This window comes from Maribacter cobaltidurans, from assembly GCF_002269385.1.
GTDB classification, from domain to species: Bacteria; Bacteroidota; Bacteroidia; order Flavobacteriales; family Flavobacteriaceae; genus Maribacter; species Maribacter cobaltidurans.
On record NZ_CP022957.1, the window covers coordinates 2,181,727 to 2,206,349 of the forward strand.

At 39.0% G+C, this 24,623-nt stretch carries 21 protein-coding genes and 1 pseudogene; 12 read left to right on the top strand and 10 right to left on the bottom strand.

Annotated elements, in window-relative coordinates; translation table 11 throughout:
• Positions 1 to 41: 41 nt before the first annotated feature.
• The 4 genes and pseudogenes from CJ263_RS09605 (at position 42) to CJ263_RS09620 (ending at position 6,521) form a co-directional block, all read left to right on the top strand.
• Positions 42 to 2,825 (top strand): annotated as a pseudogene (locus CJ263_RS09605) (TonB-dependent receptor).
• Between the two features lie 26 nt (positions 2,826 to 2,851).
• On the top strand, positions 2,852 to 4,486 hold the full coding sequence (locus CJ263_RS09610; RefSeq protein WP_094999195.1) for an SGNH/GDSL hydrolase family protein: 1,635 nt from the start codon (positions 2,852 to 2,854) through the stop codon (positions 4,484 to 4,486).
• Between the two features lie 170 nt (positions 4,487 to 4,656).
• Positions 4,657 to 6,165 carry a F0F1 ATP synthase subunit beta gene (gene atpD / locus CJ263_RS09615; protein WP_094997066.1) on the top strand — a complete coding sequence of 503 codons (1,509 nt, stop codon included), beginning with the start codon at positions 4,657 to 4,659 and terminating at the stop codon, positions 6,163 to 6,165.
• Between the two features lie 77 nt (positions 6,166 to 6,242).
• A complete protein-coding gene (locus tag CJ263_RS09620) occupies positions 6,243 to 6,521 on the top strand; it encodes a F0F1 ATP synthase subunit epsilon (protein WP_094997067.1) in 279 nt (92 codons plus the stop codon).
• A gap of 65 nt (positions 6,522 to 6,586) precedes the next feature.
• On the opposite strand, the gene CJ263_RS09625 is transcribed toward CJ263_RS09620, so the two are convergent.
• From CJ263_RS09625 to CJ263_RS09645, 5 genes are all read right to left on the bottom strand, one after another.
• Entirely contained in the window at positions 6,587 to 6,790 is a 204-nt protein-coding gene (locus tag CJ263_RS09625) for a helix-turn-helix domain-containing protein (RefSeq protein WP_094997068.1), read from the bottom strand.
• 1 nt (position 6,791) lies between these two features.
• Entirely contained in the window at positions 6,792 to 7,307 is a 516-nt protein-coding gene (locus CJ263_RS21445) for a DUF2975 domain-containing protein (RefSeq protein ID WP_094997069.1), read from the bottom strand.
• A 79-nt stretch (positions 7,308 to 7,386) separates the two neighbouring features.
• Positions 7,387 to 7,923 carry a GNAT family N-acetyltransferase gene (locus CJ263_RS09635; RefSeq protein WP_094997070.1) on the bottom strand — a complete coding sequence of 179 codons (537 nt, stop codon included), beginning with the start codon at positions 7,921 to 7,923 and terminating at the stop codon, positions 7,387 to 7,389.
• Complete coding sequence (locus tag CJ263_RS09640) at positions 7,924 to 9,720, bottom strand: M61 family metallopeptidase (RefSeq protein ID WP_094997071.1); 1,797 nt, start codon at positions 9,718 to 9,720, stop codon at positions 7,924 to 7,926. It abuts the gene before it with no gap.
• 246 nt (positions 9,721 to 9,966) lie between these two features.
• Entirely contained in the window at positions 9,967 to 11,436 is a 1,470-nt protein-coding gene (locus CJ263_RS09645) for a PAS domain S-box protein (RefSeq protein WP_094997072.1), read from the bottom strand.
• Between the two features lie 289 nt (positions 11,437 to 11,725).
• Between CJ263_RS09645 and CJ263_RS09650 the strand changes: the two genes are divergently transcribed.
• From CJ263_RS09650 to bioD, 3 genes are read left to right on the top strand one after another with little or no spacing between them, the layout of a single operon-like run.
• A complete protein-coding gene (locus tag CJ263_RS09650; RefSeq protein ID WP_094997073.1) occupies positions 11,726 to 12,886 on the top strand; it encodes an aminotransferase class I/II-fold pyridoxal phosphate-dependent enzyme in 1,161 nt (386 codons plus the stop codon).
• 3 nt (positions 12,887 to 12,889) lie between these two features.
• A complete protein-coding gene (locus CJ263_RS09655) occupies positions 12,890 to 13,273 on the top strand; it encodes a putative signal transducing protein (protein WP_094997074.1) in 384 nt (127 codons plus the stop codon).
• 2 nt (positions 13,274 to 13,275) lie between these two features.
• Complete coding sequence (bioD, locus tag CJ263_RS09660; RefSeq protein WP_094997075.1) at positions 13,276 to 13,893, top strand: dethiobiotin synthase; 618 nt, start codon at positions 13,276 to 13,278, stop codon at positions 13,891 to 13,893.
• Here bioD and CJ263_RS09665 read toward each other — a convergent pair.
• Positions 13,879 to 15,369 carry an ArnT family glycosyltransferase gene (locus tag CJ263_RS09665; RefSeq protein WP_094997076.1) on the bottom strand — a complete coding sequence of 497 codons (1,491 nt, stop codon included), beginning with the start codon at positions 15,367 to 15,369 and terminating at the stop codon, positions 13,879 to 13,881. The genes bioD and CJ263_RS09665 overlap by 15 nt on opposite strands.
• A 62-nt stretch (positions 15,370 to 15,431) precedes the next feature.
• Between CJ263_RS09665 and bioA the strand changes: the two genes are divergently transcribed.
• From bioA to CJ263_RS09685, 4 genes are all read left to right on the top strand, one after another.
• On the top strand, positions 15,432 to 16,706 hold the full coding sequence (gene bioA, locus CJ263_RS09670; protein WP_094997077.1) for an adenosylmethionine--8-amino-7-oxononanoate transaminase: 1,275 nt from the start codon (positions 15,432 to 15,434) through the stop codon (positions 16,704 to 16,706).
• Between the two features lie 5 nt (positions 16,707 to 16,711).
• The gene (locus CJ263_RS09675) at positions 16,712 to 17,911 is read left to right on the top strand and encodes a beta-ketoacyl synthase N-terminal-like domain-containing protein (protein ID WP_094997078.1); all 1,200 of its coding nucleotides are present in this window, start codon (positions 16,712 to 16,714) and stop codon (positions 17,909 to 17,911) included.
• Between the two features lie 66 nt (positions 17,912 to 17,977).
• Positions 17,978 to 19,072: a biotin synthase BioB gene (gene bioB / locus CJ263_RS09680; RefSeq protein ID WP_094999196.1), complete on the top strand. Its 1,095-nt coding sequence runs from the start codon at positions 17,978 to 17,980 to the stop codon at positions 19,070 to 19,072.
• 78 nt (positions 19,073 to 19,150) lie between these two features.
• Positions 19,151 to 20,017, top strand: coding sequence for a cupin-like domain-containing protein (locus tag CJ263_RS09685; RefSeq protein WP_373288299.1), 867 nt, complete (start codon positions 19,151 to 19,153; stop codon positions 20,015 to 20,017).
• A gap of 118 nt (positions 20,018 to 20,135) precedes the next feature.
• Here the strand turns inward: CJ263_RS09685 and CJ263_RS09690 are convergent, their stop codons facing one another.
• From CJ263_RS09690 to CJ263_RS09705, 4 genes are all read right to left on the bottom strand, one after another.
• Positions 20,136 to 20,609, bottom strand: coding sequence for a regulatory protein RecX (locus CJ263_RS09690; protein WP_094997080.1), 474 nt, complete (start codon positions 20,607 to 20,609; stop codon positions 20,136 to 20,138).
• Positions 20,609 to 21,184 (bottom strand): PepSY domain-containing protein, encoded by a 576-nt coding sequence (locus CJ263_RS09695; RefSeq protein WP_094997081.1) that lies wholly within the window; start codon positions 21,182 to 21,184, stop codon positions 20,609 to 20,611. The genes CJ263_RS09690 and CJ263_RS09695 overlap by 1 nt, the downstream gene beginning before the upstream one ends.
• Before the next feature lie 161 nt (positions 21,185 to 21,345).
• Complete coding sequence (locus CJ263_RS09700) at positions 21,346 to 22,893, bottom strand: Rne/Rng family ribonuclease (protein ID WP_094999197.1); 1,548 nt, start codon at positions 22,891 to 22,893, stop codon at positions 21,346 to 21,348.
• A 259-nt stretch (positions 22,894 to 23,152) separates the two neighbouring features.
• Positions 23,153 to 23,443 (bottom strand): HU family DNA-binding protein, encoded by a 291-nt coding sequence (locus CJ263_RS09705; protein WP_013306152.1) that lies wholly within the window; start codon positions 23,441 to 23,443, stop codon positions 23,153 to 23,155.
• Positions 23,444 to 23,569: 126 nt separating this feature from the next.
• Here CJ263_RS09705 and mutY point away from each other — a divergent pair, with 126 nt between their 5' ends.
• Complete coding sequence (gene mutY, locus CJ263_RS09710; RefSeq protein ID WP_094997082.1) at positions 23,570 to 24,619, top strand: A/G-specific adenine glycosylase; 1,050 nt, start codon at positions 23,570 to 23,572, stop codon at positions 24,617 to 24,619.
• Positions 24,620 to 24,623: the final 4 nt, after the last annotated feature.

The following is a 24,623-nucleotide window of genomic DNA, read 5'->3' on the forward strand; positions in this document are numbered from 1 at the left end:
ATCTGTATCTTCATCTGCGAAAATTTTAACTCAAATCTAGAATGAGAACAATACTACTGTTAGCATTGATTTTATTTGGAGCGACAAGTTTTGCTCAGACTACAATCAATGGAAACGTCGTTGATGAAAATGGCGAACCTATTCCCGGGGCCAATATTGTCATTGTGGGCAAGGCAATTGGGACAACTACCGATTTTGACGGTAATTTCGTGTTGCAGACTTCTGAAGTTCCTCCATTTCAGTTAAGTATTACAAGCATTGGTTACACTGATGGACTTGAAAATATTACTTCAACCGATCAAACGGTAAGAGTGGTGCTTTCAGAAGCCCAAACATTTTTGGATGAAGTTGTTATCTCTGCTTCCCGAACACCGGAAAGGATTTTTGAATCCCCGGTAACTGTGGAAAGAATGGGAATAGAAACTATTAAGAATACCGCTTCCGCTGATTTTTATGGAGGACTGGAGAATTTAAAGGGAGTCGATGTAAACACGAATAGTTTGACTTTCAAATCTGTAAACACCAGAGGTTTTGCAACTTTTGCGAATACCCGTTTTATGCAATTGGTAGACGGAATGGATAATTCTACACCTGCTTTGAACTTTCCCATTGGTAATTTGGTGGGTATGGTTGAAACAGATGTCCTAAGTGTGGAACTTTTGCCCGGGGCATCATCGGCTCTATACGGCGCCAATGCATTTAATGGTATTTTATTTATGCGAAGTAAAAGCCCTTTTGATTACCAAGGTATTAGTGTTTCCGTAAAACAAGGTGTTACATCCCAAGAAGCTGCTGGTACCAATTCATATACAGATGTAGGGGTGCGAGCGGCCCATAAGTTCAGTGATAAGTTCGCCATTAAGTGGAATTTTGGGTATTTGGATGGTACAGACTGGGCGGCAACAAGTACAGTGGACAAATTTGTGCCAGGTCGTACAAGGGATGCCTTAAATTATGACGGTATTAATGTCTATGGTGATGAAGTTTCTACGGATATTAAGGATGTTGCTGTAACCTTGGAGGGATTGGGAATCCTGCCTGCAGGAGCGAACGCCTTGGTTCCCTCAGTAGAAGTTAGCCGAACAGGTTACAATGAAAGCGATTTGACCAATTATACTGCTAGAAGTATAAAATCTGATTGGGGTCTCTATTATAGACCCATTGAAGGAAGTAACCTGGAGCTTTCATATGTAGGTAAAATAGGTACTGGAAATACCATTTACCAAGGAACAAACCGATATAATATTGCTAATTTTTTCTAAGAACAACATAAATTGGAACTAAGGAACGATAACTTTTTTCTAAGGGGTTATGTAGTTTCGGATAAAGCAGGGGATTCCTATGATATGGTATTTACGGGAATCAACATCAATAGGGCTTGGAAGGATGATAATACTTGGTTTGGGGAGTATGCTGGTACTTTTGTGCAGGCCACTTTGGCTGGAGCTACAGAAGAGCAGGCACACGCAGCAGCTAGAGCCCAAGCAGAATCAGGCAGGTATTTGCCCGGTACCCCAGAATTTCAATCGGCCTTCAATAGAGTAATTAAGAATCCCGACCTTTCACAAGGTTCGCAATTTAGGGATGCTTCAAAATACTATCATGCAGATGCCAATTATAATTTTGGTCATTTATGGGATTGGGCAGAAGTTCAAATAGGCGGGTCCTTTAGACAATATAGCCTTAATTCCTTCGGAACTATTTACACCGATGCAGATGGACCAATTGATTATTCCGAGTACGGACTTTATACGCAGGTTCAAAAGAAAATTGAAATGGCAGATGAGAAAAGTTTAAAGCTAACGGCATCCGTCCGCTATGACAAGAATGAATTTTTTGATGGATTTTTCTCTCCTAGATTTTCTGCAGGGTATTCTTTAAATAGAGACCATAATATTAGGGCATCCATACAAACAGGTTTTAGGAACCCTACAACACAGGACCTTTTTATTGGTTTGGATGCAGGTAGAGCCGTATTGGTGGGTGCAGCGCCGGATAACTTGGACAGGTATCAAAGGACATTTGAGGTTAGTGGAGGTGGTCAATTATTAGGGCAGCCCTCGAGCATTGAACAAACAGGTAGGGCCGCTTATGAAAATTCTTACTCTGCGGAATCTGTTTTGAGGTTATCAGAAACGGGAAACCCGGCAGACTTGGAGGTAGCTAACCCTGATGTGGTTCAGCCTGAACAGGTGACATCAGTAGAGGTTGGATATCGTGGAAAGGTCAAAAAACTTGTAATTGATTTTAGTGCTTATTATAATAGCTACAGTAACTTTTTAGCACCAGAGAATGTGGTAGCTCCATATTATGGTACAGTCGGCGATGGATCTTTGTCCGTGGCAGCCATTTCCAATCGTGATTTCCAGACCTATCAGGCCTATACTAATTCAGATGTGAATATCAATTCTTATGGTGCCTCTTTGGGTCTAACCGCTAAGGTTCTTGGGAATTTTGACCTAAGTGGAAGTTATACTTATGCCAAGTTAGATTTTGATAGAGTGGCCAATCCCGATTTTCAAGTTGGGTTTAACACACCAGAACATCAGTTCAAGGCTTCCTTTGGTAATGCAGAACTGTTCAAGAATTTTGGTTTCAATGTGAATTATCGCTTCAGTGACGATTATTATTGGGAGGCTACCTTTGGTAATGGGGCTATTCCAGAATTCCACGTTGTGGATGCACAGATCAATTATTCAGTGCCTAGTATTAAATCTACCTTTAAGATCGGTGGTAATAATTTATTGGGCGATGAATACTTTACTGCGTTTGGGACCGGATTTATTGGTTCTATGTACTACCTATCTTGGACCATTAACAACTAAAAATGAATTTTAAACTTCGTTTAGAAATGAAAAAAATAACCTATATATTTTTATCCTCCCTCCTATTGGTCCTTACAAATTGTAACGACCCAGAGGATGTAGATTTGGACCCAATTATTGAACCCGATGCCAAACCGGAACTTACGGCAGGATCAGCGGATTTTTCGAACTATATTTCCTTGGGAAATTCCTTAACTGCTGGTTTTACCGATGGGGCTTTATTTCAGGCAGGTCAAAATTTCTCCATACCTAATATACTTTCCCAAAAATTTGCCATAGTAGGTGGTGGAGACTTTATTCAGCCACTTACAAGCGATAATCTTGGTGGATTGGCCGCCGGTGGCGAACGTATTCAAGGACCACGGTTGGTATTTGGAGGTTCTGGTCCAGTCCCACTTGAATCCGTCATTGGCCCTGTTACTGTTGGGACTGATATCGTATTAAACAATCCATCAGGGCCCTTCAATAATTTAGGGGTACCTGGTGCCAAAAGCTTTCATCTGTTGGCTCCAGGTTATGGTAATTTGGCCAATGTTTCTTTAGGTTTGGCTAATCCGTATTTTGTAAGGATGACGGGTTCTACTCCAGATATTAGTGTTTTGGAGATGGCAGTTAGCCAATCTCCTACTTTCTTTACCCTTTGGATTGGAAACAATGATGTTCTGGGATATGCTTTATCCGGGGGAGATGGTACAAATCCCATAACTCCCGTTGATGGCCCTCCAGGAGTAGGATTTCAAAATACCTACGGCGCGCTAATACAAACCTTGACCTCAAGTGGCGCACAAGGTGTCGTAGCCAATATACCAAATGTAACGAGTATTCCCCATTTTACAACGGTTCCTTATAATCCATTGGACCCTACTAATCCAGATTTTGCTGGTCAAATACCAACGCTGAATACCATATTTGGAGCTTTGAACCAAATTTTTACCGCTTTGGGGGCTACTGAAAGAATAATTACCTTCTCCACGAGCGAAGCTAGTCCGGTAGTCATTTATGATGAAAGTCTAACTGATTTATCGGCCCAGATAACAGGAGCTTTGAACGCAAATCCTGGTTTTCCAACCTTTGTACAACAATTTGGTCTTCCACCACAAGCTGCACCATTAGTGGCAGGCCTTTTGGGTTCAACCTACGGACAGGCTAGACAGGCCACGGACGAGGACCTTTTCGTACTGCCCAGTAGTAATGTCATAGGAACGGTGAACATGGAAGCTGCAGGCGCACTGGTAGGACAGGGCTTATCGGCAACATTGGCTGGACAGTTTTCCGTTGAAGGTATTAGTTTACCCTTGGCGGATAAATGGGTCCTGACACCAGAGGAACAAACCGAGATTGCTACTGCAACAACAGCCTTTAATCAAATAATATCGGCTTCCGCAAGCCAAGCAGGGCTCGCTTTGGTGGATGCCAATGGTTTATTGGAACAGCTTGCCAATGGGGGAATTACTAGTGGCGATTATACATTGACCTCTAACTTGGTCGTAGGGAGCGCATTTTCCTTGGACGGAGTTCATCCTACGGCTAGGGGATACGCTTTATTGGCCAATGAATTTATGAAGGCTATTGATGCCACTTATGGCTCAAATTTTGAAGATTCTGGTAACTTGGTCAATGTTGGCGATTATCCGACGAACTTTTCACCAACGCTTCAATAAGATATAAATGTGAAGAAGTAACAAAAAAGATGCATTTTAGTGCATCTTTTTTGTTTTGTAAAAAACCCAAAAAAACAATTTTTGTTTAAAAGGGAAAGGCATATCTTTGCAGCCTGAAAATCAGAGCATCTTTTAAGATATTTTTAAAGTAATATATAATCAGATTAGTAATGTCAAAAGTTACAGGTAAAGTTTCGCAAATCATTGGACCAGTGGTTGATGTAGAATTTCAGTCGGGAGATGATCTTCCTAAAATCTACGACTCTTTGGAGATTACCAATAAGGATAACTCAAAATTGGTTTTGGAAGTTCAATCGCATGTTGGTGAAAATACAGTTAGGACCATTTCCATGGACTCTACGGATGGATTAAGTAGGGGAACTGAAGTAGTTGCTACTGGTGCAGCGATTCAAATGCCTATAGGTGATGACGTTTATGGACGTTTGTTCAATGTTATCGGTGATGCTATCGATGGATTGGGTAATTTGCCCAAATCAGGTAAGGATGGTTTGCCCATTCACAGGGAAGCTCCAAAATTTGAAGATTTATCTACTTCTACAGAGGTATTGTTTACCGGTATTAAAGTTATCGATTTGATCGAGCCTTATGCAAAAGGTGGTAAGATTGGTCTTTTTGGTGGTGCAGGTGTAGGTAAAACGGTTTTGATTCAGGAATTGATCAATAACATTGCCAAAGGACACGGTGGTCTTTCTGTTTTTGCCGGTGTAGGAGAAAGAACTCGTGAGGGCAATGATTTACTTCGTGAGATGTTGGAATCCGGAATTATTAAATACGGTGATGATTTTATGCATTCCATGGAAGAAGGTGGATGGGATTTGTCCAAAGTGGATAAAAAGGCCATGAAGGATTCCAAAGCGACTTTCGTTTTTGGACAGATGAACGAGCCACCTGGAGCTCGTGCTCGTGTTGCGCTTTCCGGTTTGACTATTGCTGAATATTTCCGTGACGGTTCTGGTGAAGGTCAAGGAAAGGACGTTCTTTTCTTCGTAGATAACATCTTCCGCTTTACACAGGCAGGTTCAGAGGTTTCGGCACTTTTAGGCCGTATGCCTTCTGCGGTGGGTTACCAACCAACATTGGCTACCGAGATGGGTGCTATGCAGGAGCGTATTACTTCTACTAAAAGAGGTTCCATTACATCGGTACAGGCGGTTTATGTACCTGCGGATGACTTAACGGATCCGGCTCCCGCAACTACTTTTGCCCACTTGGACGCTACAACGGTACTTTCCAGAAAGATTGCTGAGTTGGGTATCTACCCAGCGGTAGATCCATTGGACTCTACCTCTAGGATATTAACGCCTGAAATTTTAGGAAAAGACCATTATGGATGTGCACAACGTGTTAAAGAGTTGCTGCAACGATATAAGGAGCTACAGGATATTATTGCTATCCTTGGTATGGAAGAATTATCAGAAGAGGATAAGTTGGCGGTAGGTAGAGCTAGACGTGTACAGCGTTTCCTTTCCCAACCCTTTCACGTTGCCGAGCAGTTTACGGGTATACCAGGAGTATTGGTAGATATTAAGGAGACCATAAAAGGGTTTAATATGATTATGGACGGTGAGTTAGATCATTTGCCAGAGTCTGCTTTTAACCTAAAAGGAACAATCGAAGAAGCTATTGAAGCTGGTGAAAAAATGTTGGCCGAAGCATAACTAGTTGCTGGTTGTTGGTTGATAGTTTTGGTATCCTGGACTAGCAACCAACAACCAACAACCAACAACTAAAAAATATGTATTTAGAAATTGTATCACCCGAGGCAACTTTATTTTCTGGAGAAGTAACTTCTGTAACCGTTCCCGGAATCAACGGAGAGTTTCAAATGTTGCAAAATCATGCACCTATTGTTTCCCTTTTACAGGAAGGAAAGGTAAAGGTTCAGGGAAATATGAATTTGGATGAGGAATTTGCTTCCAAATTCACAAAAGATCAGGACGGAAATACCGTATTGGAGATTTCCAGTGGTACTGTTGAGCTAAAGGATAATAAAGTAATTGTTTTGGCGGATTAAAAACGCTGATAATAAAAAATAACACCGTCCGGTCACTGAGATAAGTCGAAGTGCGGACGGTTTTTTTATTCTGAATATTCCAACAAATCCCCGGGTTGGCATTCGAGTTCCCTGCAAATCGCCTCCAAAGTTGAAAACCGAATGGCCTTTGCTTTTCCAGATTTTAAGATGGACAAGTTGGCTTCCGTTATATCAATGGCTTCAGCAAGTTCCTTGCTCTTCATTTTCCGTTTTGCCAACATGACATCCAAGTTTACAACGATTCCCATGTTAAATTGTTAAATCGTTTTCATTTTGAACTTTCAGTCCTCTTTTGAAAATTGCGGCAACAAAGAGTAAAAACACACCGAATATTAAACTGAGAATCAAATTATGGATTCCATTCATTATTGAAATATTCAGGATTACGAGTCGTAACGATAAATATACTATTGGGAAAACCAGTAAATTGATGATTGCCAGTATGTTTAAATGTCGAAGGGCCGATTCATTAAAAAGAACTGCCGACTTGAATGATTTCAAAATCATTGACAAACTGTAAAGAAATCCGCCACTGTAAATTAAAATTAGTGTGATGCTCGTTATGATGGAAGTTTTATAAACGCCCTTAATGTCAAAGTAAGAAAACAATGGGAATGGAATGGTAAAGCGCCCATCCTGTACTTCATAATTGCCGAATAAAAAGGATAGTAGTATGAAAAGTAATAGGATAAAGCTACAAAGTGACGCAAAACGGAAAACATAGAACAAATAACTTGAGACTGATTTTGAACCGAACATTTTCATATTAAAAATTATTGTTTAACAATAACAAATATAAAATAATTATTGAAAAACAATAATAAAATACTGTAAAAAGGAAATATTATTTCCAATCCCAATAGACCAGTTCCCAAGAAATGTCCTCAGAAACATGGGTTTGAAGTATTTCAAATCCCACGCTTAAATGGGCATTTAGGGAACGCTGGTTGCTTGTTGCCACTTCGGTTACCAATCCATCGTAGTCTTTTTCAAGTTCTTGTCTGTAATAAGTATACATGCCTTTAAAAACACCTTGGGCCCTAAATTCCTTGGCAACACAGATTTGTCCCATAGCCAGGTATTTTTTTCCGGCCAAGAGAATATCCGCCATTTTGAACATGGGGGCAAGTAAAGGAATATCGGTACTAAATTTTCGGGTCATGCAGAGGGCATATCCCTTGACTTTATCATCAACTTTAGCGATGATATGCGGGCAATCCACATTCATCCTTTTTAATAGTTCAAAGGAATGAATTATGGTTATAAACCCCTCCTTTAACATTTCTTCATCGGAAAGGAAACTTGGTGTATTGTTTTGTTGAAGCGCCAAGATGCCATGCAGTTCCACGTCCGATGTGGCGCGACAGTAGTGTATATCCATCTATTTCAGCTTTAACCAGTCCTTCCGGGCATCGCGTTGCTTTTTTGTCAATTCATCCCCTTCTTTCTCCGAAGGAGAAATTACATAGGTGGGACTGGAAACCAATTTTACTTGGGTTGTTTTTGGCTTTCCAAATCTTTCAAATTCAATTTTTAGAACGTCACCGGGTTTAAACTGTAATAAATATGCATCAAATTGTTGTCCATCCGGAAAAGGTTCTCCATTAATGGCGGTAATGATGTCCCCTTTATCCAGATTGGCGATATAAGCTGGACTATCGATTGTAGGGTTGGACTTTATTTCTCCATTACCGTCACCGTCCAGAGCGGCATAAGCACCAAAATAGGCGACTTCTGGATTCGTCTTTAAAAGAACCCCTACTGTTTCAAAAAGGTTTTTGTAATTGGGCATTTCGCTTTTATAGATATAGGAATTAAAGAAAGTATCGGCAAACTTCTTTCCGGCATATTCGCCCAATGTGTTTTGTAAGTCCTTTATTTTATAGGGAATTTGGGTCTTACCAAATATTTCCCAAACAAGTTTCATGTACCCATCCAAGTTCAATCCTTTTTCCCTTAAGGCAAGGTCTAGGGCCAAGCCCAAAACACTACCATACGAATAATAGGAAATGAACGTATTCTCCCTGTTGACAGGATCGACCGAAGTGGCGGCATCTACAAAAGGTGCCTGGTAGCTCATCTCTATGGGATTGAAAAATTGTCTGGCCGGTGAGTTCCATACATAATTGAACGTTCCCGCTAGACCTTCTATATATTCCTCAGGCGCCATTAATCCCGCCCTACAGAGTATGAGGTTTGTGTAATAACTCGTAAAACCTTCGGCGAACCATAGGGCCCCACTCATATTCGCTTCTTCAAAGTCGAATGGCTCCAAACTTTGTGGTCGTATTCTTTCCACGTTCCAAGCGTGAAAAAACTCATGGGATACGGTTCCAATATTACCTTCCATTCCACCATCGGCCAAACTTCGGGTGCTGGTAAGTATGGTGGAGTTCCTATGCTCCATACCATCGCCCGATGCATTTGGGATGTAACAGGCTAGAAAAGTATATCGGCCATAATCGAAATTGGGCAATTCACCATATACCTCTTTTTCTGCCAAGACCACTTTTTTTACCTTTTCAAAATAGGTATCCAGTTCCTCATCCGTTCCGTTGTGGTGAAGAACAAACTGAATTGTTTGTCCGTCTACATTAAATTCCCTTCTACCAAAATCACTGATTTCCGTGGGACTGTCCATAAAATATTGCAAGTTGGGTGCCGTATAGGTGGTACCTGAAACCAAGTGTAGTTGCGTGACAACCTTCCAATTCAAATCTTCTCTTGTATCAAAAGTGACTTCGATCGGTCTTTCCTCCAAACTTGGTGCAAACATAAAAGTAGCGGGAATATTCAAATGGGCATGTGTTTCGTCCACTTGCGAGTAGGTACCACCACCTCTGTTGGCAAATAAAAGGTATTCTATTTTTACCGTACCATCATGTCCATAGACTTTCCATTGGTAGGGATCTGGGCGAACTATTTCCAAAGGATTACCCTTGCTGTCAAATGCCCTAAAACCATATACGTTTTTTGCAAACTCATGAAGGGCGTATCTACCGGGAGAAGATCGGCTCATGCGTACGGATAATGTATCCTGGTCAATATTTGGAAAGGTAGCTTTTACCTTTGCCTCATGATGTACGGCATTTTCAAAGGAAATGGTATACGAATTGCTTTGGGCGGATAGTACATTTAGGTACAAAAAGAAAGACAAACATAGGATGAAGTAACGCATAGATAACTTTTTAGCTAATATAATAAAGCTTATGCTATCTATTTTGATCTCTAAATATGTTTAAGTCCTCACTTTCTCAGAATCTGATCCTAATTACCCTGCAATTGTACATACCCATTTGTGAATAGTCATTTAAGATTTCAGGACATTGCAGGAAATAGATTTAGTTTTGAATAAATGATGCGGCTATGGTTTTTAAGTAATTTTACAAATCTCGGCCATTATATTCAAGCATGAAGTGCTTACTTATTTTGAATTTTTCAATTCTATATTATAGAATGAATTTTCTACAATCTCCTTAATGATGGAGTCTATTTCGTGGGCAGATTTTATAATAAAATTCAATATTTCATCTTTTTCTTCGAAAGAAAGCTCATTATCCTTGATTAATTCTATCAACCCCATTAATCTAGCTACCGGAGCCCTAACAACATGGGATTGTGTCCATGCAATTTGCTTAAGCTTAACATTCTGTTCCTCAATTGCTTTAAGATACAAAATGCGCTCCGTTACATCTCTTGAATTTGCCACAATACCTTTTAAAGAAGGCTCGTTCATTTGATTGGTTGCTATGGTCTCTACCCATCGCCACTCTTCATTCTTATTTTTAAACCTAAAAGGCTCAATATTTATCTGAGATTTTTCTAAAATTTCCTTGAAACTATTATATACAGAAGCTTGGTCGTCGGGATGTATATAATCAAAGGCATTGGTCCCAATAAACTCCTCTGGCTTGATTTGCAAAATTTTGGTGGATGTTGGACTTACATATTTGTAATTCGCTTGTTCATCCAAAATGGCTATAAGATCACTGCCTTCTTGTATTAAAGATTTGAATCGCCGTTCACTATGTTCCAGTTGGTGTTCAATTTTCTTCCTATCCGTAATGTCCCTGGCTACACAGTACATTATTCCATCTTGGTTATTCCAATTTGCAGACCACATTAAGGACACCAGTGAGCCATCTTTATGTAAATATCTGTTTTCAAAATTTAAAGTCTCCTTACCTGAAAAAGTTGCTTCAGATGATTTTTTTGTTTTTTGTCTATCCTCCTTATAAACAAAATCTATGTAATTTCTTCCAATTAATTCATTAGGACTATACCCCCAAATTTTCTTGCAAGCACTGTTTACGCTTAAAAAAGTACCATTTCTGTCAATCGTGCAGATAATGTCCAATGAAGAATTCATAATTTTTTCAAGTTCTTCATTTTTCTTTTCAACTTCTTTTTTTGTTTTACGCAATTCCAACAAATGGATAACCTGCTGGGCAAGCGTTTTTAATCCTTTTATTTGTTGACCGCTAAGCTTTTTGGGCTGCTTATCCATGACACACAAAGAACCTAGACGGGTTCCGTTGGACCATATTAAGGGAACACCTGCATAAAAGGAAATATGAGGGTAATTCAACACAAAAGGATTATCAGAGAACCTCTCGTCTTCTTTGGCATCTTCCACAATTAATTGGTCGATATCCTCTTTGATTAGATATTTACAAAATGAAACCTCCAAGGGCGTTTGATGAAAATCAAGATTATGATGTGATTTAAATAATTGTCTTTTGTCATCTAATAATGTAATAAGGCTAATTTGGGAATTGCACATTGATGCAGCCAGTGCAGTGATGTCATTGTAAATTTTTTCTGGACTTGAATCCATGATTTCTAGCGTATCCAAAATCGCCAATCTTCTAATATCTCCAATGCTAGACTTCATACGAAACAGTTAAGATGGAGTTCCCTTTTATTTAATGTAAGAAAATTCCTTTTAAAAAGGCGGCAAAGATAAATCTAAACCTCGATAAAATATGTTTCAAATCAAAGTTTAATTTAACTTTATGATTTTTTACTTTTATTTAAACAATTATAAATCAGAATATTATAAAAAATATACACTATATAGATATCAAAAGTGACTAATTTTTAAATGATTTACAGATTTTGGTAAAAATCATTGACAAATTCTGTAATTATGTGTGTAAATAAGCATAAAGATTTTTTGTCATATGACTGAATTTCCCACAAAACTCTCCAGGCTATTAGAAAACCGGAAAAAAGAAGATACTTTCAGGACTTTATCTTCCTCAAATGGCTCAATTGATTTTTTCTCAAATGATTATTTGGGGTTTGCCAGAGATGAAAATTTATTTTCCAAAACCTTTCAACTATTGCTAAAGGAGGAGGTGGCTTCAAATGGATCAACCGGGTCTCGCTTGCTTTCTGGCAACCACAAATTATATGGTCAATTGGAAAGTTTATTGACTTCATTTTACAAAGCTGATAACGCATTGGTTTTTAATTCGGGCTATGATGCCAATATTGGATTTTTTGGTGCCGTTCCCCAACGTGGCGACTTTATTTTTTATGATGAGTTCATACATGCAAGTATTAGAGAAGGCATACGTTTGAGTAATGCTAAGGCCTATAGTTTCTCCCATAATGATTTAAGCGATTTAAGGCAAAAGGTAGACCTAGCATTGAACAGAAATAAAAACGTGGAAGAGGCCAACATTTATATTGTAACGGAAAGTGTCTTTTCAATGGACGGGGATACCCCAGATTTAAGTGCCTTCATACAGTATTCAAAACAGAACGACTACTATTTAATCGTTGATGAAGCCCATGCTGTGGGTACAACAGGGGTAAATGGAGAGGGCTTAGTGCCTCAATTGGGTATTGAAAATGATGTTTTTGCCAGAACGGTTACTTTTGGCAAGGCCATTGGCTGTCATGGTGCCGCAATCTTGGGTTCAAATGAATTAAGGGATTATCTTATCAATTTTGCCAGACCTTTTATTTATACGACAGCCTTAACGCCACATACCTTGGCTACGATTATTGCTTCACACTCCTTTTTCAATGATATTGGAGAAAACTCCAGGATTAAATTAATGGAGAATATTGAGTTTTTTAAAAACCAGGTAAGTGCAAAGGGATTGAACAAGCATTTTATAGCTAGTAATAATGCGATTCAGTCTTGTGTGCTTCCCAGTAATAAAAAAGTTAAGGCCGTTTCAAAAAAACTAGGGGACGATGGTTTTGAGGTAAAGGCAATTCTTTCCCCTACTGTACCAGAGGGCCAAGAGCGCCTAAGATTTTGTATACATAGTTTTAATTCCAAAGAGGAAATAGGTTTGGTCCTACAATTGTTGGCGAAGTATATTTAGAACATGGACGGGAAATTTTATCAATTGGCTTCTTTTGAATACGTTGCCGATGTTCAAATCCTTAAAGGAAAATTAGAATCCGAGGGTATCCCGGTATTCCTTAGGGACGAGAATACCTTAAATTCTGACCCTCTTATTAGCCAAGCCATAGGGGGTGTCAAATTACTGGTATATTCACAGGATAAGGAAAGGGCTTTGGAAATTTATAACGAGGTCCGTGTGTATGCATTGGATGAAAATGATAACCCGATTACCTGTCCCAATTGCAAAGCATCAAAATCTGAAGTATATTATAACAGGAAGGGAGTTTTTTATAAACTTTTTCCATTTTTTGAGAAAAGAAAATATAAGTGCCTAAATTGTGGCATGATCACTAAATCTAGTTAAGAATGCAGAAAATCTTCGTTACCGGTATTTCCACAGGTGTTGGAAAGACAGTTGCTTCGGCCATCATTACTGAAGCCCTAAAGGCAGATTATTGGAAACCAATACAATCTGGGGATTTGGATCAAACCGACAGTGATACGGTAAAAAATCTCATATCAAACGATCAAACCACCATTCTTCCTAGTAGTTATGAGTTAACGACGGCAATGAGTCCCCATGCGGCGGCTGAAATCGACGGTTTAAAAATTGACCGTTTCCATATTAAGGAACCTAAAACGGATAAAAATTTGGTTATAGAAGGTGCCGGAGGCCTTCTTGTTCCATTGAATGACGAGGATACGATGTTTGACATCATAATGCCAGAGTACAAGGTAATTGTGGTTTCCAAACATTATTTGGGGAGTATCAACCACTCATTATTGACTATTGGGTGGTTACAAAATAAAGGTTATGATGTTTCCGTACTGTTCAATGGAAATGAGAATCCACATACCGAAAACATAATCCTTCATAAAACTGGGGTGTCCCTCGTGGGAAGAATTAATGAGGAACCTAAAATTGATAAGGAAGTTATTGCCAAATATGCCGGTCAATTTAAACACATTCTAGAGACCCTCTAACCGCTGTAAAATTTCTGCCTTTTCTACAGTAGCCTCTATTTTGTAATGCTTAGCCAAATAGGCATTTATATATTCGTTTTCCTCTATTTCATCCTTGTCGAATACACTTCTTCCCTTTCTTACAACAACGGTATGGGGCTTTACCTCTTCCATGATATAATGTAGTTCTGCTAGGGAATTTGGTCGAGGGTTGTCAAAAAAAGGATAGAGCTCGTCCCTACAGATATTACTAGGATGTGTAGAAGCCATAGTCGGGGGGAGTTCACCAATGTTCCAATAACCAATATGGTAGCCTAAAAAGAGAATTTGATTACTGTCAAGATTATTTTCTTTAAGGTATTTGGGAACACTAAACCCCTCACCATTAAAAAAAGTTCCCCGTTCAATTTTATTTTGAATGATGTTCACATATTCCAAATAACTCTCTATTGGAAGTAGTAACAAAACAAACAGATATAACTTGGGAATACTTAGATTATGTTGATGAACGAGTTGATCAATAAGTATTGATAAAAATATTATTACCATAGGATACACTTGGATAAGATAATGACCATTGATTCTGCCTCCTTTAAAAAATGAGAATAGGACACCACATACAGCAATAAATAAAAGCAAGGATGTTCTGTCTTTGAATGATAAAATTCTTCTCTTCCAACAATTGTATAATAGTATTCCAATCAATAAAAAAGGAGGAGCAAGCTTAAAAATCGAAGAGCGCCGAGCCTCTGCGTATTCCAATGGAGCTAAAATGACCGATTTCCACCAAACGGAAACTTGACCATTTAAATAATATGGAAGAATGGTCAATAAAACCACCGTAGTCGCTCCCATTCCGAAAGAAATAACTCCCCCTATAGATACTTTTTTTTTACGTAAGAAATACCCATAACACAGGTACAAACCAATCAAGAGGGCAGGATAGGCCATGTTTAGTTTAACCATAATGGAAATACCTATCAGAATGCCCGAAAGGAAAAACCAAGCTGGCCCTTTTTTGGATATAACCAAATAGAGTGCAGGAATAAAAAAAGCCATACAAATATGTTCGGACATTACCCCTTGAAGACTTCCAAATAAACTCAAAAGAATCACACAGAATGAAGCTGCCCAAAGCGAAACGTGTGAAGAAGTCATTCTAATGGAGATTTTATAAGAATAAAATGCAGTAATGGTTACCAGAAATACGCCAAAAAGCCTAATGGCTATAAAACTTTTTCCGAAGAAGTAGATAATTGAGGCGAAGAACGCAAAGGTCAAAGGTGGTTTTAAATCCCAGAGTTGTGTATAGGGCAGGTATCCGTCTACCAAGGATTGCCCTAGAAGAATGAATGTGCTTTCGTCACGGTCTATATAATCTCTAAAGAAAAAAGGAAAACGGATAAGAAATGTAATTCCGGTAAGAATTAGAAAAACAGTTCTGTTTTTAAGTTGGGAATTACCGTAAAGGACGTTTTTTAGAACACTAGGTTTCATTCACAAGTTTAACTTTATTTCCCATCTTTGCAAGATAGATAAATTGTGGATTCTTGAATTCTATGAAAGGGAAAAATCTATCGGAACGGGACAAAAGATATCTTTGGCATCCGTTGACCCAGCACAAAACCGCCGCTCCTCCTTTAGGTATTGTTAGGGCGGAAGGAGCCCTTTTGTGGGATGAGGCAGGAAATTCTTATATAGATGGCATTGCTTCTTGGTATACTGCTATGTATGGCCATGGAAATAAATTCATTACTGAAGCCATAAACAAGCAAATGAAGAAATTGGATTTTGTAATGTTCAGTGGCTTCACCCATGAACCGGCCATTGATTTGGCCGAAAAGTTAATGGCTATACTTCCAGATAATCAATCCAAACTATTTTTTAATGATAATGGATCTACCGCGATAGAGGCGGCAATTAAAATTGCACTCCAGTATCACCATAATCATAATGACAGAAGGGACACTTTAATAGCCTTTGAGAATGGATTCCATGGGGATACCTTTGGTGCGATGAGCGCCTCCGGGTTATCCTCCTATAATGGGCCGTTCGAGGATTTCTTGTTAAAGGTGGAGCGTATCCCGGTTCCGAATGACCAAAATATAGACGAAGTTCTTGAAAAGTTGGAATCGATTTTGAAAAATAATCGCTGTGCTGCCTTCATATTTGAACCCTTGGTTCAAGGTGCTGCGGGAATGAAATTTCACTCTGCCAAAGGTTTGGACAAGCTCGTTAAAAAGTGTAGGGAACACAATGTACTCTGTATTGCCGATGAGGTAATGACAGGGTTTGGTAAAACCGGGAAAAACTTTGCATCTGAAAATCTGCAAAACCTACCTGATGTGATGTGCCTCAGTAAGGCGTTGACGGCCGGCATGTTTCCGTTGAGTATCACGAGCTGTTCACAAAATGTATTTGATGCTTTTCTAAGTGAGGAGGTATCAAAAGGTTTTTTTCACTCCCATACTTATAGCGCACACCCTATAGGGTGCGCCGCAGCCTTGGCAGGACTGGAATTACTGAATTCCAAGGAAATAATGGAGAGAAGAACGTATATTGAAGCTGCCCATAAGTTTTTTGTTTTATCCGTTCGAAACCATCCAAAAATTAAGCATACTCGGGCTATGGGAGTCATTCTTGCAATAGATTTGGACTTGGAAATTGAACGATATGGTAATTTAAGAGATCAACTATATCAGTTTTTTATGAATAGAGGCATAATGCTTAGGCCACTGGGTAATACAATATATGTTTTGCCGCCCTTTGTGATTTCGAACGATCAACTGCGAGAAATATATAATGCAATCAACGAATTACTGGAAAGTTTCTAGATAGAATGTCGAAGGATAAAATTTCAATTACCGCTATTTCATCCATTTCTCCATTAGGTGAGACTTTGGAGGGAATTTGGCAAAATTACCAAAAGAGCGAGCATTTTCTTACTGTGCAAGACTTTGACGATAATCCTACCTGGGTGGGTCGATTAAACAAGAATACATATCAAAAGGTTGAAAAACTAAGAAAATCTGACACCAAATATAAAGAATTGGATAATAGCGTGTTATATGCACTGCTTGCTTCCCGAAATGCTATTCAAATGGCAGGTTGGTCAAGGAAAGAAGAAAGAAATTTTGGAATTAATATTGGTTCTTCGAGAGGAGCTACCGGGCTGTTTGAGAATTTTCATGAAGACTATTTAAAGAATAATAGAACACCTTCCCTAACTTCGCCCACCACCACTTTGGGGAATATTTCATCCTGGGTAGCCCATGATTTGGGAACAAACGGACCGGAATTTTCGCACTCCATTACCTGTTCCACCGCATTACATTCTCTATTAAACGGTGTGGCTTGGTTAAAAAGTGGAATGGCGGATAAGTTTTTAGTGGGAGGTAGCGAAGCTCCTTTGACCCCGTTTACCATTGCACAAATGAAAGCCTTGAAAATTTACTCTAGAGAGCTTTCTAATACCAAATTACCCTTAGCTTGGCGAAATCGGAACTATCCCTGTAAGTCCCTTGACTTGGAAAAAAAAGAGAATTCCATGGTATTGGGAGAAGGAGCTTCCATGGCCTGTTTGGAGAAAGGTATACATCCGTCTTCCTTGGCGATTATAGAGGGGGTTGGTTATGCTACGGAACATTTAGAGCATAATGTATCTATTTCCTCAGATGCCATGTGTTTTCAGAAATCCATGAAGATGGCTTTAAAAAATATACCTCTTGAAAATATCGATGTTGTCGTAATGCATGCCCCTGGAACACTAAAAGGAGATATTTCTGAAGTTTCCGCCATAAAAAAAGTTTTTGGTAACAATATTCCTTTTTTAACTACTAATAAGTGGAAACTTGGACACACCTTTGCAGCTTCGGGTATGCTGAATATTGAGATGGCAATATTAATGTTGAAACATCAGAAAGTAATTAAGGTTCCCTTTTTGGAAAATGGGAATTTCCCTTCTCATGTAAACAATGTATTGGTCAATGCTGTTGGCTTTGGTGGGAATGCTGTGAGTATTGTGCTTTCCAAAGTTTAGAATATCCAATTATATTTTCTGAACTTATTCCGCTATTTTTGATTACTGTTAATTTTTATGGAATTTATGAGCGAATCTAGACACGATTGGACCAAGGAGGAAATTCTTGATATTTATAATAAACCCTTGATGGAACTACTTTATGAAGCTGCTACGGTTCATAGAAAACATCATGACCCCAATACGGTTCAAGTCTCTACGTTACTTTCTATAAAGACCGGAGGTTGCCCTGAGGATTGCGGATACTGCCCCCAAGCGGCACGCTACCATACGGATATTGAGGGAAACGACTTAATGACGGTTTCCCATGTAAAAGCTCAGGCACTTCGGGCGAAAGCTTCAGGAAGTTCAAGAGTTTGTATGGGGGCTGCATGGCGTAATGTAAAGGATGGTCCGGAGTTTGATCAGGTCTTGGAGATGGTTCGCACCATAAACAAGTTGGATATGGAGGTCTGTTGTACTTTGGGTATGCTTACAGAAAATCAGGCAAAACGCTTGGCGGAGGCGGGTCTCTATGCATACAACCATAACTTGGATACTTCAGAGGATTATTACAAAGATGTAATCTCAACCCGGGCGTTTCAGGACCGTTTGGATACGATAGACAATGTACGCAAGAGTAATGTAACGGTCTGTAGTGGTGGTATTATTGGAATGGGGGAAAAGGAAGAGGATAGGGCAGGCATGCTAGTGGCCTTGGCGTCACTTAATCCCCAACCGGAATCGGTACCCATTAATGCCTTGGTAGCTGTAGAGGGGACTCCCATGGAAGACATGGAACCCATCGCGATCTGGGATATGATCCGTATGGTCGCAACTACTAGAATTGTGATGCCCGAAACTCAGGTTCGTCTATCGGCAGGCAGAACACAAATGAGTAGGGAAGGACAGGCCATGTGCTTTTTTGCCGGAGCCAATTCCATTTTTGCCGGCGATAAACTATTGACGACTCCCAACCCCGATGTTAATGAAGACATGGAAATGCTCAAACTTCTAGGGTTGAATCCTCAAAAACCGTTTATCAAGGTGTCACAGCCAAAAACGGTAGAGGCTACGGAATCAGAATTTAAATCGTTAAACGAAAAGCCAAAATGGACCAGACCCGGTCACACCATTGAACGGAACGAAGAGGCCAAACAGAAGACAAAATTGACGGACTAGTCCTACATTATTACAATTTTAATAAAGTATTTTCTCCGTGTTAACTAAATTTGCGGTTTACTAAAAACCCAAATTGCTTTGAAGTTAACAGAAATTCCAAAGGTAGCTTCTATTACCAAGGAAGATTTTATAACGTATTATTTCAAGCCCCAAAAGCCTGTTGTCATACAAAGTGCAATCCAGGATTGGCCTGCATTCAGTAAATGGAATTTGGACTACATGAAGAACATAGCGGGGGATAAGGTCGTACCACTTTATGATGATAGGCCCGTGCAGCATGAGGACGGATTTAACGAGCCACATGCAAAAATGAAAATGTCAGAGTATATAGAGTTACTTAAAACAAAACCCACAAAATACCGCATCTTTCTTTGGAATATATTAAAGGAGGTGCCAGAATTACAACAGGACTATTCGTATCCTGATTTTGGGGTCAAACTAATGAAAGGGCTTCCCATGTTGTTCTTCGGGGGGCAGGACTCATATACTTTTATGCATTACGATATTGATCTAGGAAATATATTTCATTTTCATTTTGAAGGTGAAAAGGAGTGTATTCTTTTTCCACAATCCGAAACCAAATACTTGTATAAGGTTCCCCATTCCTTGATTACACACGAGAGTATAGACTTTTCTAATCCAGATTATGAAAAATGGCCTGTTTTAAGGAAGGCGAATGGCTATAGGACTAATTTAAAACATGGAGAGGTATTGTATATGCCAGAAGGGTATTGGCATTATATGAAATATATTACTCCGGGTTTCTCCATGAGTTTAAGGGCTATTGCAAGGAACCCAAAAAACCTCGCCAAGGCGCTTTACAATGTGTTAATAATGCGTCATTATGATGTTTTAATGCGAAAGATAAAAGGACAAAAGTGGATTGATCAAAAAAATGAAAGGGCCATTTCCAGGACTGATAAATTGAAAAATACAAGTAGATAGAAGTTGGGAATTATAGTCAAGGGAAAATTACCGATTAACAGTAAGCTTGTTATCCTGAGCGAAGCAATTGAAACCAACAACAAAAAACGAAATTGACGCCCTAAGTTTGTTGAAAGGCTTAACCAACCAGCTCATTTACCTTATCGTACACTAAATGACTTTCCCAACCACGGTATAAAAGGTAATCGGCAAGTTTCTTTTTTCTTTTTTGGCTATTTTTTTCGGTGATTTGTTTTAGTCTTTTTTTAGCCAAATTGTCCAGTGTGTTAAAATATTCAGGACCTTCTATTTCTTTTAAGGCCGTTTGGATATTGTATCTTGAAATATCACGGAATTTCAATTCATTAACGATTCTATTTTTACCCCATTTTTTTATCTTGAATTTACCCCTGGCAAAGCTTTTTGCAAAACGTTCTTCGTTAAGAAAATTTTCCTTGATTAAATGGGAGATAACGGTGTCGATTGCCAAGGGAATCATACCCATACCCTTTAGTTTTGTCACAATTTCCTTATGGCATCTGTCCTGATAGGCGCAGTAACCCTCCAGTTTTCGGGTGGCTTCTTCCAAAGTATATGTTTCGTTACGCTTCATTAAACCTTTGAAGTTCTTCTCATTCTTTTCGGGCCGTACCAAAGCCAAAATCCTGTTATCGTAAAGAGCAATAGGGCCAAACCCATTACGGAGGTATAAAAGAGTTTGATGGGTCCGCCTGAAGTTCCCGCATAATGGTCAAGAATGGAGCCATCATGTACTTGTTCAATAAAATCGGACCTACGCCTTTCTATTTTCAACAAGGCGCCGGTAGCCCCATCCAATTGAATTCCGTAGAAATTGTCCTTGAAGGTAAACTTTAAAACACCCTTGTCCGGTCTTACGTCTATTCTATTAATTTCCGATGACAATTCCTTTGAAATGGAATCCCTGAATATTTTTTGAGCGTTTGATTTAAGTTGATGCATGGGTAACCATTCGGAGAGTTCGGTAGAGGTCCCTTTCTCCGTATTTGCCAAGATAAGTCCATTGCTATTTTTTTTCCATCCCAGCAGCAGGCCTGTTATCGATATGAATAAAAAAAAGAAAAAAAGAAGGGCACCGGTTGTTCTGTGTAATTTCCGGGAAATGCGAAGAACTTTGGCTTGTTGTTGCCGTAGATTGTTTTTTGACATGGACAAGTATTTCATTTGCAATATTACTTGCTAAAGGTAAGGGAAGCATAATTTTTGTGAAAAGGTTTCCGGCATTTTAGGAGTTCAAATTTTTACGACATTACATATTCGAAATCCTTACCAACAAAAAAAGCGACTTCCTAAAAGGAGTCGCTTTTTCGTTAATATATTGTTTTGCCGTCTTTATTTTTAAAACGGTATTCAAGATACGTATACGCATCCCTTGGTTGAATTTTTATCCATCTTTTATGTTCCAAGAACCACTTGGTACGGATCGATGGGAATCCTTTGGAAATATAAGCTGCAATAAAAGGGTGTATGTTCAATATAATGCTATTGTCCTTAGCAGGTCCTTTCAGCAAGCGCTCTAAATCCGCATTGATTTTATTGATCAATACAATGGGAGCTTCAATCTCCTGTCCACCTTTGTTAGGATTTTCTTCGGTGGTTTTAATGTTCATTTCGGGTCTAACACGCTGTCTTGTTATCTGTATTAGCCCAAACTTACTTGGAGGTAAGATCTTATGCTTTGCCCGGTCATCTTTCATCTCATCCCTAAGATGGTCAAAAAGCTTTTTTCTGTGTTGAGATTTTACCATATCGATAAAATCCACTACGATGATACCTCCCATATCCCTTAAGCGAAGCTGTCTTGCAATTTCAGAAGCGGCCAAAAGGTTTACTTCCAAAGCTGTATCTTCTTGGTTCTTTGCCTTACTGGAACGGTTACCGCTATTAACGTCTATAACGTGTAATGCTTCGGTATGTTCTATGATAAGATAAGCACCTTTGCTCATGGTCGCGGTGCGTCCAAAGGAAGTTTTAATTTGTCTGTCTATTCCGAATTTCTCAAAAATAGGAACATTGGTGGTGTAGTGTTTAACAATGGATTCCTTCTCTGGTGCAATCTCTGAAACATAGTCCTTGATTTCGCCATATAAAGTAGGATCGTCCACATAAATTCCGGTAAAGCTATCGTTAAATATATCCCTAAGGATAGAGGAAGCCCTGTTGAGCTCCACCAATACTTTTGAGGGCGTCTGAGCCCGATATAATTTTTTACACATTGCTGACCATTTGTTCAGCAAGTTTTCTAGATCTTTGTCCAGTTCCGCAACTTTTTTGCCTTCTGCAACTGTTCTAATGATGACTCCAAACCCTTTTGGTTTTATGCTCTTGACAAGTCTTTTCAACCTGTCCTTCTCTTCCTTGCTCGCTATCTTTTGTGATACGGATACGCGATCGGAAAAGGGCACCATCACTAGATATCGTCCTGCAATGGAAAGCTCTGAACTTATTCTGGGTCCTTTGGTGGAAATCGGTTCTTTTACAATTTGCACTAAAAGTGATTGATTGGCCTTAATAACATCCGTTATTACGCCATTCTTATCAATATCTTTATCAAATGGAAAGTTTTTCAAGGAGTAATCCTTTAATTTCCCGGAACTCACTTGCTTTATGAACTTTAACATGGAAGATAACTGTGGTCCAAGGTCATGATAATGCAAAAAAGCATCTTTTTCATAACCAACGTTGACAAAGGCCGCATTTAGTCCGGTAACCGGCTTGCGAATTTTGGCCAAGAATATATCGCCGACCGAAAAGTTATTATTGTCTTCCTCTTTGTGCAGCTCAGTGAGTTTTCCGTCCTTTAATAAGGCAAAGTCTACGGCATCGGAACTAGATCTTACGATTAATTCTCTATTCACCTGAATGTATTTATATCCATCCCAATAAAAATTAGGGATAGATGGATTAAACAATGCTGGAAACAGATTTAAAAAATCTGCCGAGGCTCTCTTTGGAGTCTCTATGTCAAGGAACGTGGGTATTAAAACGAAAAAGTAGTTTCTAAAACTACTTTTTCTTGTGTCGGTTAGCTCTTCTGCGCTTTTTACGCTTATGGGTAGCTACCTTATGTCTTTTTCTTTTCTTACCGCTCGGCATAAAGTTCTTCTTTTTAGATTATTATTTTACTTGTACGTTGCTTTTTACACCTTCTACAAAAACCTTTGCCGGCTTAAATGCAGGAATGTTATGGGCGGGGATTTTGATGGTTGTATTTTTAGAGATGTTCCTACCTGTTTTCTCTGCCCTGGTTTTGATTATAAAACTTCCAAAACCTCGTAGGTACACATTATCACCACTCTCCAAAGAAGTTTTAACTTCTTCCATAAAGGATTCAACTGTCGCTTGTACATCTCCTTTTTCAATTCCCAGTTTATCTGAGATCTTCGATACAATTTCCGCTTTCGTCATCTTACAATATTAGATTTTCTGTATTTTTTTCGGGTTGCAAATATATAAATTAAATTCAATCTTTCTTTCTAAAGATCTAATTTTAAGTATTTAAACTGATACTTTTGCCCCTTATTATTTTTGGCAATGTCTTTTTCCGATAAAATTTTGGCCTGGTACCATGAAAATAAGCGAGATCTGCCGTGGCGGGAGACCTTGGACCCTTATAAAATCTGGTTATCGGAAATTATCTTGCAACAGACAAGGGTAGCACAGGGAATGCCGTATTACTTTAGGTTTGTTGATGCGTTTCCAACGGTTAGGGATTTGGCCAATGCGGAAGAAGAGCAGGTCTTAAAACTATGGCAAGGTCTGGGATACTACTCGAGGGCAAGAAATTTACATGCCGCGGCAAAAATGGTAGTTCAGGATTACAATGGTGTGTTTCCCACTAGTTATGAGGAGCTTTTAAAGTTAAAGGGAATTGGGGATTATACGGCCAGTGCAATATCATCCATTTGTTTTAACGAGCCCCAGGCGGTAGTGGACGGAAATGTGTATAGGGTATTGTCCCGATATTTTGGTGTAGATATACCCATTAATAGTTCCGAAGGAATAAAATATTTTAAGCAGTTGGCTCAGGAAATGTTGCCCCCAATCAATATCGGGGATTATAATCAGGGTATTATGGAATTCGGTGCCATACAATGCACTCCAAAGAATCCTAATTGTGAAATGTGTCCAATTGCTGATGGATGCTTGGCCTTGGCAAAAGGAACCATAAAAAATTTACCGGTCAAGGTTGGAAAGACCAAAGTAAAAAAAAGGTATTTTAACTATTTGGTACCTATAAGTATTACCGAAGCTGGTGACAAAATCACTCAACTTAGGCAGCGAAAAGGAAAGGGTATTTGGCAAAACCTTTGGGAGTTTCCCTTGTTGGAGACAGAAAATGAAGCAGAGTTGGACCAAATTGAAAAGAGTTATGGGGAAATTTTGAACTTAAAAGGAAAACCCCAAATGAGCTTATATAATAAAGAGTTTATTGTTCACAAATTATCCCATCAGCACTTGCACACCAAATTTTGGATTGTAGAGGAGGTTATTGAACTGCAAGAGGGAATTGCGGTTTCCGATCTAAAAAAATATCCGGTGCCCGTATTGATTGCGGAGTTCATGAAAACATTTAAATTTTAGTACT

What these genes read in the sequence shown, in the direction of transcription:
- CJ263_RS09690 (WP_094997080.1), bottom strand. Translation starts at nt 20,609, where the DNA reads ATGAAGCGTAACGAAACATATACTTTGGAAGAAGCCACCCGAAAACTG.
- bioB (WP_094999196.1), top strand. Translation starts at nt 17,978, where the DNA reads ATGAGCGAATCTAGACACGATTGGACCAAGGAGGAAATTCTTGATATT.
- mutY (WP_094997082.1), top strand. Translation starts at nt 23,570, where the DNA reads ATGTCTTTTTCCGATAAAATTTTGGCCTGGTACCATGAAAATAAGCGA.
- CJ263_RS09610 (WP_094999195.1), top strand. Translation starts at nt 2,852, where the DNA reads ATGAAAAAAATAACCTATATATTTTTATCCTCCCTCCTATTGGTCCTT.
- CJ263_RS09695 (WP_094997081.1), bottom strand. Translation starts at nt 21,184, where the DNA reads ATGTCAAAAAACAATCTACGGCAACAACAAGCCAAAGTTCTTCGCATT.
- CJ263_RS09620 (WP_094997067.1), top strand. Translation starts at nt 6,243, where the DNA reads ATGTATTTAGAAATTGTATCACCCGAGGCAACTTTATTTTCTGGAGAA.
- CJ263_RS09635 (WP_094997070.1), bottom strand. Translation starts at nt 7,923, where the DNA reads ATGGATATACACTACTGTCGCGCCACATCGGACGTGGAACTGCATGGC.
- bioA (WP_094997077.1), top strand. Translation starts at nt 15,432, where the DNA reads ATGAAAGGGAAAAATCTATCGGAACGGGACAAAAGATATCTTTGGCAT.
- CJ263_RS09645 (WP_094997072.1), bottom strand. Translation starts at nt 11,436, where the DNA reads ATGAAGTCTAGCATTGGAGATATTAGAAGATTGGCGATTTTGGATACG.
- atpD (WP_094997066.1), top strand. Translation starts at nt 4,657, where the DNA reads ATGTCAAAAGTTACAGGTAAAGTTTCGCAAATCATTGGACCAGTGGTT.
- CJ263_RS09705 (WP_013306152.1), bottom strand. Translation starts at nt 23,443, where the DNA reads ATGACGAAAGCGGAAATTGTATCGAAGATCTCAGATAAACTGGGAATT.
- CJ263_RS09650 (WP_094997073.1), top strand. Translation starts at nt 11,726, where the DNA reads ATGACTGAATTTCCCACAAAACTCTCCAGGCTATTAGAAAACCGGAAA.
- CJ263_RS09640 (WP_094997071.1), bottom strand. Translation starts at nt 9,720, where the DNA reads ATGCGTTACTTCATCCTATGTTTGTCTTTCTTTTTGTACCTAAATGTA.
- CJ263_RS21445 (WP_094997069.1), bottom strand. Translation starts at nt 7,307, where the DNA reads ATGAAAATGTTCGGTTCAAAATCAGTCTCAAGTTATTTGTTCTATGTT.
- CJ263_RS09655 (WP_094997074.1), top strand. Translation starts at nt 12,890, where the DNA reads ATGGACGGGAAATTTTATCAATTGGCTTCTTTTGAATACGTTGCCGAT.
- CJ263_RS09665 (WP_094997076.1), bottom strand. Translation starts at nt 15,369, where the DNA reads ATGAAACCTAGTGTTCTAAAAAACGTCCTTTACGGTAATTCCCAACTT.
- CJ263_RS09625 (WP_094997068.1), bottom strand. Translation starts at nt 6,790, where the DNA reads ATGGGAATCGTTGTAAACTTGGATGTCATGTTGGCAAAACGGAAAATG.
- CJ263_RS09675 (WP_094997078.1), top strand. Translation starts at nt 16,712, where the DNA reads ATGTCGAAGGATAAAATTTCAATTACCGCTATTTCATCCATTTCTCCA.
- bioD (WP_094997075.1), top strand. Translation starts at nt 13,276, where the DNA reads ATGCAGAAAATCTTCGTTACCGGTATTTCCACAGGTGTTGGAAAGACA.